General features: G+C 40.9%; 12 protein-coding genes and 1 pseudogene. 1 reads left to right on the top strand and 12 read right to left on the bottom strand.

From position 1 onward, the window contains the following. Positions 1-131 precede the first annotated feature (131 nt). The 9 genes from ACP8HI_RS26470 to ACP8HI_RS26430 all read right to left on the bottom strand — a co-directional run bounded on the left by ACP8HI_RS26470 (position 132) and on the right by ACP8HI_RS26430 (position 13,779). Positions 132-2,903 (bottom strand): beta-galactosidase, encoded by a 2,772-nt coding sequence (locus ACP8HI_RS26470; protein ID WP_438349048.1) that lies wholly within the window; start codon positions 2,901-2,903, stop codon positions 132-134. A gap of 20 nt (positions 2,904-2,923) precedes the next feature. Continuing rightward, on the bottom strand, positions 2,924-4,405 hold the full coding sequence (locus tag ACP8HI_RS26465; RefSeq protein ID WP_438349047.1) for a glycoside hydrolase family 30 protein: 1,482 nt from the start codon (positions 4,403-4,405) through the stop codon (positions 2,924-2,926). Next, positions 4,402-7,224, bottom strand: coding sequence for a beta-galactosidase (locus ACP8HI_RS26460; protein WP_438349046.1), 2,823 nt, complete (start codon positions 7,222-7,224; stop codon positions 4,402-4,404). The genes ACP8HI_RS26465 and ACP8HI_RS26460 overlap by 4 nt, the downstream gene beginning before the upstream one ends. Positions 7,225-7,245: 21 nt before the next feature. Next, positions 7,246-8,091 (bottom strand): carbohydrate ABC transporter permease, encoded by an 846-nt coding sequence (locus ACP8HI_RS26455; RefSeq protein WP_438349045.1) that lies wholly within the window; start codon positions 8,089-8,091, stop codon positions 7,246-7,248. Beyond that, positions 8,084-8,971, bottom strand: coding sequence for a carbohydrate ABC transporter permease (locus tag ACP8HI_RS26450; RefSeq protein ID WP_438349044.1), 888 nt, complete (start codon positions 8,969-8,971; stop codon positions 8,084-8,086). The genes ACP8HI_RS26455 and ACP8HI_RS26450 overlap by 8 nt, the downstream gene beginning before the upstream one ends. 125 nt (positions 8,972-9,096) lie before the next feature. Continuing rightward, positions 9,097-10,395 carry an ABC transporter substrate-binding protein gene (locus tag ACP8HI_RS26445; RefSeq protein WP_438349043.1) on the bottom strand — a complete coding sequence of 433 codons (1,299 nt, stop codon included), beginning with the start codon at positions 10,393-10,395 and terminating at the stop codon, positions 9,097-9,099. A gap of 185 nt (positions 10,396-10,580) precedes the next feature. Beyond that, positions 10,581-11,627: a LacI family DNA-binding transcriptional regulator gene (locus ACP8HI_RS26440; RefSeq protein ID WP_438349042.1), complete on the bottom strand. Its 1,047-nt coding sequence runs from the start codon at positions 11,625-11,627 to the stop codon at positions 10,581-10,583. 111 nt (positions 11,628-11,738) lie between these two features. Then, on the bottom strand, positions 11,739-12,713 hold the full coding sequence (locus tag ACP8HI_RS26435; protein ID WP_438349041.1) for a LacI family DNA-binding transcriptional regulator: 975 nt from the start codon (positions 12,711-12,713) through the stop codon (positions 11,739-11,741). Between the two features lie 52 nt (positions 12,714-12,765). Further along, entirely contained in the window at positions 12,766-13,779 is a 1,014-nt protein-coding gene (locus ACP8HI_RS26430; protein WP_438349040.1) for an HD-GYP domain-containing protein, read from the bottom strand. Positions 13,780-13,943: 164 nt separating this feature from the next. On the opposite strand from ACP8HI_RS26430, the gene ACP8HI_RS26425 reads away from it, so the two are divergent. Further along, positions 13,944-14,324 (top strand): hypothetical protein, encoded by a 381-nt coding sequence (locus ACP8HI_RS26425; protein WP_438349039.1) that lies wholly within the window; start codon positions 13,944-13,946, stop codon positions 14,322-14,324. A 285-nt stretch (positions 14,325-14,609) separates the two neighbouring features. Here ACP8HI_RS26425 and ACP8HI_RS26420 read toward each other — a convergent pair. From ACP8HI_RS26420 to ACP8HI_RS26410, 3 genes and pseudogenes are all read right to left on the bottom strand, one after another. Continuing rightward, positions 14,610-15,065: pseudogene (locus tag ACP8HI_RS26420) on the bottom strand (ATP-binding protein); the annotation flags it as partial. 165 nt (positions 15,066-15,230) lie between these two features. Further along, positions 15,231-16,031 carry a polysaccharide deacetylase family protein gene (locus ACP8HI_RS26415; RefSeq protein ID WP_438349038.1) on the bottom strand — a complete coding sequence of 267 codons (801 nt, stop codon included), beginning with the start codon at positions 16,029-16,031 and terminating at the stop codon, positions 15,231-15,233. A gap of 436 nt (positions 16,032-16,467) precedes the next feature. Further along, the gene (locus ACP8HI_RS26410) at positions 16,468-16,710 is read right to left on the bottom strand and encodes a hypothetical protein (protein ID WP_438349037.1); all 243 of its coding nucleotides are present in this window, start codon (positions 16,708-16,710) and stop codon (positions 16,468-16,470) included. Positions 16,711-16,785 lie beyond the last annotated feature (75 nt).

Here is a 16,785-nt window from a genome sequence, read left to right as displayed (position 1 = left end):
TGGACTCTAACCAAAGTTAGAACTGTGTGTGAAAGTAGAAAAAACCAACAATCACTTACACTGCGATTGTTGGCTTGTGGTAACTTCTATTGAATATGACTAAATGCTATTAGGTAGTTCTAGAATCTCAATCAGATGTATGTCCATCTCTCACTAGACTGAAGATCATATAACAATCGTACTCTTAAAGGATTCCTTCCCTCTTCATCAAACAATTCAACCTTATTCATGTCCTGCAACCACGCCATCGGAATTTTATAATCCTCCTGTGGTCCGATCTGCCAGTAACGGCCTAAGTCGATCCCGTTCAACTTTATGATCCCTTTACTCATCCCAGTCAATCGAAGCTTGAGTTTAGCATGAACATCTTCTGGCAATTCAGGTCTTGTAAATTGTAAGGTATGCCATACGGGTCCACCGAGGAATTCACCGTTCTGATCTTCAACACGGTCGAGCAAATCCGCATCCTGCATATGCCAACCGTTGAGTTGGTTCTTTGAATGATAGGCGATGAGCTCCAAACGGTCAATCGGAGATTCGATATAACACAGTTCGATCTCGTTAACACCATCCCGAATGTAGGAGGATATATCCAACGTCAGGAAGGAGACACCATCCTGATATCCTTTAACCTCGATCTGGATTCCATTAATACTGAGCTTATCGATCATCGCACCAACCAGAATAGCTCGGTCTTGATCCTTAAGTGTAAAAGTCCGATGTATCGCAGTACCAGGTTCGACCTTGCTAACTTGTCCAAGATGTATATTCTTGTTCTCGTACTGCCAATGCTCACGCAAATCAACAGTACCTCCATCAAGAAATATAGTTCCCGCTATACCCTTAATTTCACCGAGAAAAGGGGAGAAGTTCAGCCTGCCCATATTCTGTACAAGCAACTGCAGGCGGTTAGTCTGATTAGGCTGAAGTTTTAGGAGTACACAAGACGCACCAACCTCTCGAATCAATTGTTGCTCCCTTCCGTTTACATAGACTCTGATTATATCCTGAACTGCCGGAATGACTACCGTTCTTTCCTCATCTTCATCATTCTCGAAATCGCATGTATATAGAATGTGGCCATACGGCTGCCCTAATTCGGAAAAGCCAATCGGGGTCTCTCCACTTATGCCTCCTTCAGTTGGCGATAATACAACTGCTAATGATGTCAGCATACTTATTTCAGGTGTTTCAAGATGTACGTAAGGTGATATGCCCGTAGTTGCAACTGCTTTTGTATCCCATTTTCCTAAATGAAGAACTCCATTCCCGCTCCTGCCTAAGGTTACCTTTATGGAGCCGTCCCCTGAGATATCCATATCCAGATAGCCTAGCGCCCAGCGTATTCCTGTGTGATCTTCTAAACGCCAAGTATTATTCGTCATTTCTCCGTTCACGAATACGAGTTGAAAATGCTTGTCTCCAATGGACAGAGAGATGACTTGCGGCTCTTCGAAATGATAGTTATCGAGTGTCAACCTTTTCCCATCGGCACTAAGCTTCATCAGTTGTGGTCGGAGACCGAGCAGTTGAATCGATTGCTCCGTGTCAATTTCCACCCAAGAGCGCTCGCCGTTGTCAGCAGCTATAATCAAGGTATGAATCCCTTCAATCTCTTCATTGCAGAGAAGATAAGTATTACATGTTAAACGTACGTTTGGTGCAATTTCCATTCGTTCAAGCACCGGTGTAATAGCTCCCGGCTTAACCGTAACCGGAATTGTATTCCCATTGGCTAATGTAAGATAAGCCGTCTCTCTCTCATCTTTCCCACTCTCCACAAACCAGATTCGCTGGTTTCCTAGCTCTCTGTAGCGTACTGTGAAACCTTTGCTTACACTAGTTAAACTATCTATACTTACGCCTTCCATTGAATTCAATAGCAGCCCCTCTATCGCTTTAACAAAGTAGGCAAGCTTCTTGGCTACGCTATATTTCTCTGTAACTCTCCCGTATTCGTTCAGTGGTGCATCGTAATCGTAGGAAGTCACCATGAATATATCGCTTGCACCAACCGTTCTTCCTCCATAGTTGCCAAAATTCGTGCCGCCAAAGAACATATAATGGCTGATTCCGCTATAACCGGCGCGTAGTACCTCCAATGTCCTTCTTTCGTACAGCGCCGCTGTCTTCTGTGTTGCAGACATAGCTCCCCAATGCTCGAACCAACCTGTCCAAAATTCAGTTACTATCTTGGGTGTATCCGGCTGTTTGTTACGTAAGTTTTCGTAATGTTGATCGGCGTTAGACCAGAAGTTCGCACCTTCAATCGTTCCTTCCGCGCCGCCTACGCAGGTGATTAACGGTACTTCTATGCCCCGTTTAATCAAGCCGTCCCTCAAATGTAGCATATAATCGGAAGCTTTTTCATCATCGGCCAAATAACCATATTCATTCTCTACCTGAACAAGTATTACCGTCCCACCATTTGCAACCTGACGCTCACTTATAATGGGAATGATAGCATCGAAATAGCGATCCACATAATCCAAGTATGGTTTGTTATAGCTTCGAAATACGACATCTTCTTTGTTATTCAGCCACCATGGAAACCCACCGAAATCCCACTCCGCACAAATGTAAGGTCCAGGACGAGCGATTACCCATAGTCCCAACTCCGCACATAAATCGAGAAAAGCTCCACAGTCGTTATCTCCTTCAAATGTCCAATTGCCCTCATCTGGCTCATGAACGTTCCATGCAAAGTACGTATCGACACAGTTCATGCCTGCCAACTTTGCCTTGACAAGTACCTCACGCCACTCTTCCCTCGGCATGCGAAAATAATGGATAGCGGCGCTATTCAGAAAGACCTGATTCCCATTGATTCTATAACTCTTCGAGTCATATTGTACTATCGTATGGCTGTAATCTGAAATACTCATGTTTTCTTCCCTATGCATTCTCTACACTCCTCGTTGTACTATTCCTTAATCCGAATACTGGATATAACTATTGTTGTTACCGATTGCTCTTCGACAGTCAGCTTGAATCCATTTCCAAAAAGGGGTAATTCTGATTTGTTCAAATTTTCAGTATCTGATGTCAGATAGACTTCCGCTATTGTGCTATCGAACTCAAACGATGTTAAATCATAAGTGACTTCTTTTTCCTCCTGCTCATTCCGCACTACAATAGTAAGCTGTTCTCTCTGGGCATCATACGCGGCTACTGACCGACCATCATCTGTACGTATAATGCGGCTACCGGGATGAATAAATCGGCTGAAATTAGCCATTGCATAATATTGCTTCGTTAGCTCATAGGTCTCTTCACCCAAAAAGTCAGAGTGGATAAAACCCCAATTATTATTTGCGCTCTCATCCTCAATAGCCTGCCAATAAATCCAAGCGGCCGGTTGAAGAATATGCAAATCGTATATAATACGCTCCGCCAATTCCATAACACTGGTGATATCCTGATGGTTGTGAGGCTCACTGCCTCCAGTCCCGTATTCAGACATCCATAGCCGTTGTCCATTTTTTTTGGCCAAATCACGAAGTTCCTCAAGCTTGATTCCGTTATACGTATGCGTATTTATTTGAGAAATGCTGTCTATCGTTGTTTCGTCATAGCCATGTAGCATCTCAAGCGTTTCATCTACACTATTCTCATCGGGGCCACTGATAGCTGTATCACTGAGACCCTTAGACTGCAGTGATTGAGAGACCTTCTTAATAATCTCCATCTGCTTGTCAACGCTGAAATGGCTACCCTCTTGAATATTCCCCTTCTTCCACCAATTCGAAGCTGGTTCATTGAGCGGATTCAACGTTCGAAAGGTCACTCCCCATTTTTCTTTATACTGCTTAACAACTTCCGTTAAATAATCGGCAAAGACATCATAATATTCATCCTTCAGATTATTTCCACCATCGACTGCCCCTGTGACAGAACCACTATTGGTCATCCAGTACGGTGGCGAATTCGAGAACGCCTCTGCAATCGTTGCTCCGCGCTGGAGTGCAGCTAGTAGAACTGTACGTTGTCCTTCGTCTGCATCCCAGTCCCACTGTCCTTCAGTAGGCTGAAATCCGGGAACATCTCCACCCGGACGGAGACTATTATTCTCAATAGATGGATTTTCCCCTCCCCCGATATTGTAGCGGACAATATTGAGCCCGAGGCCTTTATCAGGATCAAACACCAGATCCATCACCTCATTTAACTTCTCTTTATCCGTCCACTGCCCTAGTACATGCCCCCACCAGGCAAGAGAAGTACCCCAGCCCTCAAAGCCGTCATATCCATCCTCAGGTTGTACATGAATTGTTGAAGAATCCAAGGGAAGAAGCTTCAAAGAATTTTTATTTTGCTGTGATTGATTCATAATAATTCCTCCTAATATGCCAAGCGTAATAACTATTGCGCTAAATAACAGCCCTAACCGTACGCGTCTACTCATAGATTCCCACCTCTTGAATAGCCTCGATCAAACTTTACGGACTCAATAACTGCATCCACACCCAGCTGAATAGCTTCAACAAGCAAGGAGATTCGGTTTATATCCTTCTCAAGCCAAGATCCTGGAAAGTATATATTTTCTTGTGAACCCCCTGTCATCTCCGGACGAAATCCTGAGCACGGCAACCAGATTCTTCCGACAATTCGCCCATTATAAAATGCAGTCACCTTGGCATTCTTTCCGATCACTTGCATCATTCGGTCATTACACGTTGTTTCTTCTTTCCACTCGCTTTGCAGCCAGACCACCTCACCTGGTGTCATCATAAGAGGCCATTTAAGCTTATTTGAAATTCCAAGAGATTCCCCTGCGCTTCTCCATAGTTTCTTTTCCTGCGCATTGCTAATCTTCCAATCGGTTAACTGTACTCCCTTAATCAAGTATAATAAGCCTGCTGGCTCACGGTATTTCCGTTCCAAATATAGCGTAATTTCTACAGTCTTACCCGGAACTATATACGGTGTAAGATCTAAATAGGGATCCATCAGGTTCACTTCACCCACAAATTGTTTGTCCACAAAAATAACCGTACGCACTCGATTGCCTTTGAAATGAATGATCCATCGTCTTTTATCATCTGCTAAAGGAGTTAACTTCTTACTGTACAAACCTGTTTCTACTTCTCCGGTATATATCCAGCTCCCCCAGTCAATAACGCCACAATCGTTGAGTTGTCCGCTTTCCTCTGGAAATGAAGTTCCATCAATTAACCTGCTGCAAGGACGAAATACCCAATTCTGAGTCCAATCAGAATAATCTGACACTGCAACGATGCCCTTCACACCTTTCATTGAAGACTGTTGTAGTGCAGGCAAAAGGATATCATCAAAATTGGTATGACCCCATATTTCTGTTCTTATGACGATGCTTTCCAACTTCGCAATTTGTGCTCCAAAGGGGACATATGTGCTACTTCCACCAGGGATAACCGTTCCTTCATAACTCTTGTTCGTATAAACACTTAATATATCCGAGGCATTCTGAAGCAAAATTCCTCTAAAAGTTCCTTCTTCTGCTGTAACACTATTAATTGCTTTATACCATGCAAATCCTCGATTTACACCCAAACTTTCCAAATACATGGGCTCGTTTTCTGATACTATTATTTCTTCATGAATATCCTCGATTCCATCGAAAGAAGGAGATACGGTCCAAGTCATTTCTCCGTAGAGCTCCTCCTTTTCAGGAGTAAGTTTCTTAACAGCATAAAACTCAATTTCCCCGGTCTCCAATATCGTTTTAACCCGTTTAGCTTGCTCGCGCTGAATCATGATAACTTGGAGCACTTGACCATTTGGGTAACGAATGTGCGCCTTCGCTAGCTCAGATGCAGATATTAGTGTGAGATCAGTACCCTTCCAATGAACTTCAGCACCTTCCGTTTGAATATCCATTCCATCGGGTAAGCCAAAGCTAGCCTCTGTCATGTCATCCGAACAGAAGACAAGCAATGTTCCGTCCTTCGTCTTTCTAGCCTGGAATAACTCTGCTGTCGCATAGATAAGTTCCCCTTCTATTCCCCATTTTGCTAATGGTATTTCAAAGGGTAGTATAGGACAATTCCCTGCAGAAACTGAAAGTTCCGTATGTGTAGGAAAGGTCAATCTTTCTGTTTCTATATAGACCGTACCTGCTGTTTCACCTACATTTGGTAGCGATATCAAATATCCACCGCCGTCCAGTTTCAGCAAATAACGCATACCTGCTGTTTCCTGTAAATTTGTCTTCACTTTTAGAAAACTCGGAATTGGCTTAGCCAAAGCAAGAGATCTTCCAAGAGCAAGCAGAATACCCGAAAGCAATCTTCCTTCATAATATTCTGGACGTTCTTCACCCGATGGTGCGATCATCCCCTGAAAATCATAGTCTGAAGTTAGAAATGCCAGCGGATTACCCCAATTGTTAATAGCATTGTTGAACCCGAAATTTGTTCCAGATACCTGCAGATAAGGACCAAGCAACTTCGCTCCACTCCCAAGGAGTCTGCGTAGCAAGAAATGCGAACGATTCGTTTCCGTCACAGACAGTGGATAATCCCGCTCCTGCAAATGGTTGTAATAGCTGATGACTCTATCTTCTAGGTCAATTTCCATATCATTCGGATAGAAATTGCAAGTTGGCATCACACCCTCTGCATTACCTGTTGCTCTGAACAAATTCCCTTGTCCAGCACAGGCAAAAAGGGGAACTCCCACATCATATTGAAGAGCCATATCACGTAGGGACGAGATATATCCATGAGGATCGCTACAATTATAAAAATCCAATTCATTGTCCAATTGGACAGCGATGATTGTTCCTTGTCTACCTAACTCATATTTGTGGAGAATAGGCATAATCCTATCAAACCATCGAGATACTTCGCTTAGAAACAACGGATCATTGTCTCTTAGTTGAATGCCTTCGATCGCTAGCAAATAGGCGGGCAGCGCACCTCCATCCCATTCCGAGCAAATATAGGGACCAGGACGGGCAATAACCCATAATCCTTTCTCATTTGCTGCCTCTAGAAAATGAGAGATATCCTTCTCTCCGCTGAAATCCCATTCTCCACGTTCTTGCTCGTGGAAATTCCATGGAAAATAAACATCTATTGCGTTATACCCAGCATCCTTAACTTGCTGCAGCCGTTCATTCCACAACTCCTTTGGGATTCGAAAATAAAAGAGTGATGCGCATAAAATGATCTCTGGCTGATCTTCAATAGTCCATCCCCTGCTGTTTACTATAACTTTGCTGTTTTGCTCAACAGTGTTCATTACATACACCTCGGATTCAATCTATTTTATGCCGGCGCTCCCACCGCTAATGTTCGCTTCATATATAAACCTTTGACCAAACATGTACACAAGAAGCATTGGTAGGGTTAGGAATAGTGAGGCGACCATTACCATATTCCATGGTGGCACTTGCCCACCCGCAGCTGTACTTATCAGTTGTACTCCAAGTGCCAATGGCGTCTTTTCAGGATCATTTATATAAATTAATGGACCCATAAAGTTACCCCAGTTATAGGAGAAAGAGAAAATAGCAATAGCTGACAAAATAGGATAAGTCATCGGTACAATAATTTTAGAATAAATTCCGATATGTCCCATTCCATCAATCATCGCAGCTTCATCAAGCGATTTCGGAATTGCCATCACGAACTGACGGATTAAAAAAACGTTAAAAGCTCCTGCAAAGAAACTAGGTACGATGAGTGGCAAGAACGTATTGACCCAGCCTAGCTCTCTGAATATGATAAATTGTGGCACCATAGTTACTTCACCCGGAATCATCATCGTACTGAGCAAAATAACAAACAGGATACCACTTCCTTTTGCTTTCAGACGAGCAAAGCCGTAGGACACGATAGAGGCAGAAACAACTGAACCCACCACTGTCCAAAGCGTAATAATAATACTATTTTTCAAATAAGTACCCATATGATAATCAGTAAAAACTTTACTGAAATTTCCTAAGGTAAACTCAAGCGGAATGAACGTATACGCCGCCTTTACAGTTGTGGCATCACTCGCAAACGCAATGGATAACATGTACACGAAGGGTACAAACAACATAATACCCACCAAGCACAATATCAGATAGGATACGGTCTTCTCCAACCGGGATAATCTAGCCATTTTCTTTCCCCTCCTCGTAGTGCACCCATAATGACGACGAACGGAAAACAAGAAGCGTCATTATCAAGATGATAATGAATAATATCCATGCTATCGCAGAAGCATAACCCATTTTGTAGAAACGGAAGGCATTCTGGAACAGATACGGAACAACCATTTGACTGGCATTATCCGGTCCTCCCGACGTCATGATGAAGACCTGTGCGAACGTCTGAAGTGCTCCGATAATACCCGTGACCAAATTAAAGAAAATAACAGGTGTAAGCATCGGAAACGTAATGCTAAAGAAACTTTGTCCGCTTGTTGCGCCGTCGATAGAGGCTGACTCATACAATTCTGGTGGAATTCCCTTCATTCCAGCCAATAGTAATACAACGCCTCCTCCAACTCCCCACAAGGACATGAGAATTAAGGCAGGTTTAACCCATTGACTGTCGAGCAACCAATGGGGTCCCTCAATACCGACAAAACCTAGAATTTGGTTGATTATTCCTTGTGTCGGTGCGAATAATTGAACGAAAAGAAGCGACGTCGCCACTACCGGAACTACTGATGGCAAATAATACAACACTCGAAAGAAGGTAATCCCCTTCAACTTCTTGTTCAGGAAGTACGCGATCCATAGCGAAATTGACATACCTAACGGAACTGCAATCAGTGCGTAAAAAAATGTGTTACCAATTGATTTCCAAAAAATAGGGTCATTTGTTATTAGATTATTGTAATTCTCAAAACCAATAAAGTTGGGTGACTGAAATAAATCCCAATCTGTAAAGCTCATATAAACAGAAAATAGAATTGGCCCTAATGTCAGCGCAAGAAATCCAATTAACCAAGGGGAAATGAATGCATAAAACCACAGTCCATCTCTTTTCTTCATCCAAACACCTCCACGTATTCTGTAGTACTCTTAAGAAGCATTTAATTGATATTAACAAAGACAGGGATCAGCCTTAGAAAGCTAATCCCATGCCGCAATAAGTATTGAATATAAGATTCACCAAATTATTTGTACAAATTATCTAGTCCTTTTTGAATGTTCTTTACCGTATCATCAAGCGTTTCTTTATTGGTGAAGTAAACTCCCAACTTATCATCAATAACCTTCATCATTTCGTTCCATTTCGGATTAAGTGGTTGTTTGTAAATCTTGGATTCACTGAATGCATTCATGTTAATTTTTTTGCCACCGTACTCTGCATTAATAAATTCATCACTTGTCAGTGCAGCCTTTGTAGCCGGAGCATCCTGTCCACTCTCGATAATTGGTATTTGAGCTTCTAATGAAGTCAGAGCCTCAATAACCTTAAATGATTCTTCATGATGTTTGGAATCCTTCACAATCGTCAAGCCATTGAAGAATGCATTCGTCTCGCCCCATACCGGCGCGATGTCCCAGTTCATGCCTTCTACCTTTGATAAGGAACCGATATTCCAAAAACCTGTTGTTTCCATTGCGATCTTCCCTTGTGCAAACAACGGATCTGCGCCAATGTTACCCATGTCAGCTATTTCGACAGGCGTTGGAGAAGTAGCATATTTGAAGCTCATATCATTTAAGAGCTGAAGTGCATCACGAACCTCTGGAGTATCGAATGTCGGCTTGTTATTCTCATCGAAGAGTGAAGCGCCATTCTGATATGCCAACTGCATCCACTGAGGCCACCACGATCCTGGATAATAACCCCATTGAACCGTTTTATCCCCCTCCTTTATTGTCAGCTTCTGAGCCGCATCAAGCATCTCTTTCTGCGTCCAATCCTTTGTTGGATAGGAAATACCAGCTTTGTCAAACATGTCTTTGTTATAGAATACAACCATCGCACCTGCACGATCGACCATGCCATAATATTTGTCTTCATAACTCATGATGCTACCGATATCCTCGGAATATTTCTCCTTCATATCTACTTTATTGGAAGCAATCAAATCATCTAGAGGAATGATCTGATTTTTGCTTGCGTATACTTGGTAGTTCTCAGCAATCATCATAATGTCAGGAGGAGTACCACCAGCAATCATCGTCTGTAACTTCTGATCATAGTCACCAGCTACAAGTAGAACATCAACTTTAATGTTAGGATATGTCTTCTTCACAATGTCCAATCGCTGTAGCATAACCTTCTTGTCTTCCTCAGATCCCCACATCGTTAGTTGCAAATTCACCTTCTTGTCGGGATCTATTTTCCCTTCTCCCGTGTTGCTTACTGAATTATTCTTATTTCCACTACATCCTGCGAGAATACCAACAACTAGAAGCATAAGCACCATCAGAACACTCATTTTCTGTTTAATTTTCTTCAACCTCCCTTTTAATTTGAACGTAATATTTTTGGTTAGCAATTATGAAACCCATTTCATGAAATGGGTTTCATAATTGTACTAAAAAATACCCGTTACAAAACCCGGGTGTTATTTAGTACAATACCCAACTCATGAAAGGGCTTTCATACGCTGTGGATTTATTATATTCCTATGCCCACTAACTGTCAATACTCTCCATCATAATTTTTTTTCAATACATCTGTGCTCTTCCGTACAACTAAGTGCGGCTTCAGAACAATTTGTTTCTTTGGATTCTTACCGTTAATCAACTGGTCTAGCATCTCTACTGCCAACTCACCCAACTGATTTGTATTTTGAGAGATCGTTGTTAATTCAGGAATAACAGCTGTAGACAACGGTGAATCATCGAATCCTACAATGGAGATATCCTCAGGAATGCGAAGTCCATGCTCAAAAGCCGCTTTGATAGCTCCAATTGCCGTAAAATCATTTACACATAATACAGCTGTAGGTCTGCGCTCTTGATCCAGTATCTTACTCATCAAATCTCTTCCACCTTGCACTGAAAACTCACCGGAGTGTAGCCATTCTTTTCGAAGATCAAGTCCATACTCCTTCAGCTTTTTCTTAACTGCCTTTACCTTCACTAATGTTGTCGAAGTATAGTCCAATCCGCCGATAAATCCGATATCCCTATGTCCTAGATCAATTAGATGTTGGGTCGCAATCGCCGCACCCTCTGCCTCATCTGTATAAACCCGATGTAGGCCACTCTTAGGCAAGTTACCGTTCACAAGCACTATTGGAACTCGCCGTGCCATTTCAATAACCTCCTGAGACAGCTCTGGCGGACAATTGGATAAATTTATTCTACCTCCCAAAAAGATGATTCCATCTACTCTTTTTTCACGGAGAATCGTCAAATATTCAGATTCACGTCCATAATCTCCCGCTGTATTACATAGAAAGAAAGTATATCCTTTGCTTCTTGCGACATTCTCTGCACCCCAGAATACCTCCGGAAAGAATGGATTAGTAATATCCGGTAGAATCATTGCAATCGTGCCGGTCTCCTTCTTTAGAAGACTCCTGGCCAATGCATTCGGCTGAAACTGATGCTTTTCTATAGCTTTCAATATCGTTTCCCTAGTACTTGCTTTTACAGGTGCAGTATCATTCAGCACGCGAGAAACCGTCGATACTGAAACATTCGCTTCCTTTGCTATATCGTATATAGTGATCGTTTTCATGAAATTCCTTCCTTGTCCTAAAATTATAGTCCTATTATTTGGTTTAATGATAACCGAAGCCTTTTTCTCCTTCGTATTTGTGGTTTGTATTCCATACAAATCTTCTCTTTCTCATGTTGAATGTCTCTCAACAAGTTTGACGTCTAATATACGATAGGTTTCCTCAATCGGTTGTCGCTCCATGAGTTGAACTAGCATTGTTGTTGCTGTTTCCCCTAACTCATAGATGGGTTGCACAATCGTCGTTAATTCTGGGATCGTTGCTTTAGATAAACTGATTCCGTCAAACCCAATAATGGCAATATCCTCGGGAACCCTTTTTCCAAGCTGATAAGCAGCTTTGATGGCACCAATTGCCATAATATCATTTGCTGCAAATATACCATCAATTTCAGGGTGTAAACCTAAAAGCTCAAGCGTCGCTTCAATCGAAGTTTCCATATCATAGTTACCATTCGCAATATAGCTTTCTTTAAACCACGTTTCCTTGCCTACTACTTCTTGATATCCTCCATAACGCTCTTCTGCGTTGACAATCGCATGGGGACCTCTTATGTGAGCAATTCTTGTACATCCTTTACTTTTCAAAAAATGTGTAGCCATCATCGCGCCTTTTTTATTCTCCACCACAATTGTCGGTAAACCCTTACTAATTTCTCGGTCAATACTTACTACCGGAATATTAAGTTTTTCAATCTGGTTAACATTTAAAGTGTTAGAAGAAACAATGATACCATTTACATACTTTTGTAATAATACGTCTAAGTATCTTTGCTCCTTTTCTGTATTTCCATCAGAGTTACAAAGGATGACATTGTATCCTAGCTTAGTGGCCGTGTCCTCAACGGCTCTAGCCAATTCAGGAAAGTATGGATTCATGATATCTGGAACTATTAATCCAATGGTTTTTGATTGTTTATTAAACAGTGTTCTTGCTATTTCATTCGGCGTGTAGTCCAGCTCTTTGATCGAATGCTCTACCTTTTCCCTCGTATTATCGCTCACATATCCTTTGTCGTTCAACACTCTAGACACAGTGGCAACAGATACGCCTGCATGCTTTGCAACATCTTTTATTGATGACATATTCTCACTCCACCCTATGAGGTAACCGGTTTCAAAAATATACTATCCATTTCTAAGCAATGATCTCCCTAATATGCAAACCTTCTTCTTTACTTAAATCTATAAAATCATCTGCTACTTTGATTAACGGTGTTTCCATTCTATGAGGGTTCAATAGAACAACCTCCCCCATTCTCCCATCTGTTAAGATCACTTGTTTCCCTACTGTTTTTTTCATTATGTTCTCAAGAAACAGCGATACGATCTGTGGATTCAATTCACCAAACTTCCCATGTCCCATTTGACTGACAATTTCATGAAAAGGTATCGGTTCGTGATAAGGTCGCTTGGAAGACATCGCGTGAAAAACATCTGCCACGGCGACAATGGAGCTAAGCAAGTCAATATTTCCCTTCTTAAGACCTAATGGATATCCCCTTCCATCTTCACGTTCATGATGTTGTAGAGCGACACGAGCTATTTTAGGGCTCAATCCAGTCGTCTCTTTCAATATTTCATATCCAAAGATGGTATGCTTTTTCACTATTTCAAATTCTTTATCTGTTAGTTTTCCTGGTTTATTTAGAATCTCTATCGGGATATTCACTTTACCAACATCGTGTAAAGTCGCCGCTAACGACAGAATTGAAAGTTCAGCTTCGTTTAAATTCATCCATCTGCCAATAAGCGTGGATAATATCCCAACACCTATATTATGTTCGTACGTGTAATCATCCTTTGCTTTAACCGACTCAAACAATTCAAAAATATTCGAATTTTTTGAGATCTCCTGAATCGATGGAAGAATCTCTTTACGTATTTCCATCAAAGGTACTTTACGAGAACTCGTTATGGATTCAAACAACTCCTTCGATTTAGAAACTGTCTGTTTAATGATTTGGCTTGATGGAACAATTACATTTACAGCAGAGTTAGGGATAGCTGTATTAATATCATTAATATCCATCCCATGACTAATCAATAGCTTTATAGCTTCGTGATTAAGAATGGTTTGGGCCGGTACTATGGTAACACCATATTTATTTATAACATCAAGTTCTACTTTTTTTCCAATAAAATCTTTCATTGTTCCATCCCCCTTGATGTCTTGGCTCTATTGAATCATTTTAGCATATATTCCAATGGGGTATGCTTCTATTCTGTGTTACAATTCTCATATTACAAATTAAAGTATGCTTGGGCTATTTTTTCGCAAATAAAGTATGCATTTGCAGGAGGATCATTAATCTCATGAACAGTCATATTAGAATTTTCCGAGTATCAGCAGTAGTGGTGCAAGGTGAGTTTGACATCGACGTTAGTCTTTGGAATTTACTCATTGAAACTAATCGTTATTACGAGATCAAACCAGAGAGCGGCGCTGTAAAAAGAATCTATAAAGAGAAGTTGAATACCGTTATTGATGAAACGAAGTTCTATACAAATGGTTCTCTCTCTTATACAGCATTTTGTATAGAGGACCGCATTGCTGACATGCGAATGGAGATAGTTCAAAAGCTGCAACTAAAGATCAATACTTATATAAGTCAGCTCCAGTTAAATCAACGGGCTATAGAACAACAATATCTCCTATTGCATACAAAACACCATGTCGAAACAGGCTTACACTAAAAATATACAATCACGGATATTTGACGTCTTTTTCTATTACTACTACTTATACAGGAAAAAGACTTTCCCGAAAGAAAGTCTTTTTCCTGTACTGCATGTTATTTAGATATAACCTCATTATATGTTAACGATTAATTCCAATTTGCCATCAACATGATAGCAACGGCATACAGTATTGATGTATCACTCCCCGTTAATTGAGCAATATATCCATATGCCGATAAAGCAACACAATAAGTGATTCAGGAGTAGATACCTGATATTCGCCCAGCTTGGTATCGTACTTTAAGTGCTTAAATCAGACTTCATTTCAATTATAAAACAGAATTCAGTCCCATGTTTATTCGATTGTAAAGTATATCTTATATTGAGTGTTCTAGATATATCCTCAATTATTTTTAATCCTATCCCTTTATTTTGACTATCGATATCGAAACCAATTCCATTATCCCTAATAGTAACAACACTATTTTCAATAGTCACCTCAAGTTTCTTAGCTTTTGAATGTTTTAACGTATTTTGGAATACGTTATCGAATAACCTTTGAAGCCATAAATCGTTACTGATCCATATCAAATCTTTATTTATTGGACTATATATTAATTCAATATCATGGATACTATACAAATAGTCCCACTTTTTAACCATGCTTTCTAATAAATCATTTATTTTCACTTCATTATTTAAGATATAAGAATTCTCTAACGTATCCGTGGATAGTAAATTAAATTCATTCGGTAGGGATCAACGCTAGAATGGAAACTTTAACTTCAATTGATCGAATTTCTCCCAAGACACATGACTTTTCTGGCTTCGACTGCTTAGGATTCGTCTCCAGTAGCTATCGGCTGCTTGGTACACCTCCAGAAGATTCAATCGAGTGCATCCAACACTTTTATCAGAATGTTAGGTCAAATGGATTTGACTGCCGCCTTTTACTTCAACAATATCATTGTCGACTTGAAGCCATACTGTTAATGTTGAGGGATTATTTACAAAATGACATGATGCCGAGAATTTGAGGTTTTGAAATGCTTTCAGATAATCCACGATCTCAATATTGGTCGCATACCAGATATCAGACCTGTTCCCGATAAACTCGCAGAAGCCTTCTATTAATGGCCAATTATGATCATTATCGAACTCATAACTGTGCCCCCATACATATAACATGTACAAATATTGCTTTTTATTTAAGTTTACAAAGGTTTCAGCTACATTCATCAAGTCCACTTTATGATGGCATGTAGGCTTCCATTCGTACAAATCGTCAGGCATCGTAAATTGCCCCGTACTCTGCGCAGTTCGTGCATACTCCACTCCAAGGTGTGGCAGCATCTCTTTTATCGCCTTGTTGTAAGAACCATTAGGATAGGACATACCTCTTACCGTATAGTCAACCAATCGCTCCAATCTCTTCCTATCTGCAAAGATTTCTTCTATGATTTGCTCTTTCGGGCACCTTGCAATTGTAGGATGCGTCAATGTATGTGCGGAAACCTCATGTCCACTATAAAGGGCAGCAACCTTCTCTTCCGGTATACGACCATTTGTGCCAAGCATTCCCGAGTTCAAATGGAACGTTCCTTTCAAGCCATACTTATTGAAAATTTCCACTAACTTGATGTCGGCGCTCTTACCATCATCATAACTCATTGTCAAAACTTTATGCTTTCCCTGAGGAAAAGCCATCATGATGTTAGGCATATAACCTACCCTTTCCGTTCATTAATTAGATATACCAAATTTTTTCAGTACCAGCTTATGATGTTATCATACAGATTCAAGGTATCACAGAACAGCAAATCATGGGGAAGATCCACGAGTTCGAATGAATGCCCCTTCTAATCTACAGTCTTCAAAACGTTTATGGCAAATCCCCAACTGTCGTCAAACAGAGTAATCTGATAGCCAATTAGCAAATTCCCCTTTTCTTTTCGTCTAAAAATCCGCTTTTTCTGAAAAAGTACGTGTTGATCATGTCTCGCCACTCCTTCGCATACTCCGCCTGTTCTACCATTGGGAGACCAAATAACACAAGTGGCGCTGCTGGCCAGTTATTCCTGCGTGATTTGCAGTTGCAGCACTTAATTGATCACTTTCAGACCGCCAAACAAAGGCGATACTGGTGAACGTTACATTGTTAATGGAAATGGCATTGATGCCAACAGAAGCGAATACTGTCCATATACACGCCATCAAAGCGGATCAAAAGACACTGTCCGTCTTTTACGTTACTTTCGTCTAGATCACGCTTGTACCAGCCAATGTCATCTTTGTACAAATTTTTTTTAGCTACAATCAACCAGTCATGAGGAACACTGACGGGTACAAACTCGTTTGGCTCGCCTTTTGCAAACTGCCAACCATCATTCAGAATCTGCATACTAATTCCTTTCTACAAAAAAGCCTAGAGGCTTGCATGCGCAAACCTCTAGGCTTTTTCAATTTTTTGCTCGTA

This window comes from Paenibacillus sp. FA6 (assembly GCF_051550225.1).
GTDB lineage: Bacteria > Bacillota > Bacilli > Paenibacillales > Paenibacillaceae > Paenibacillus_AQ.
The sequence above is the reverse complement of the archived record's forward strand: the minus strand, read 5'-3'. Positions and strand labels throughout refer to the sequence as shown.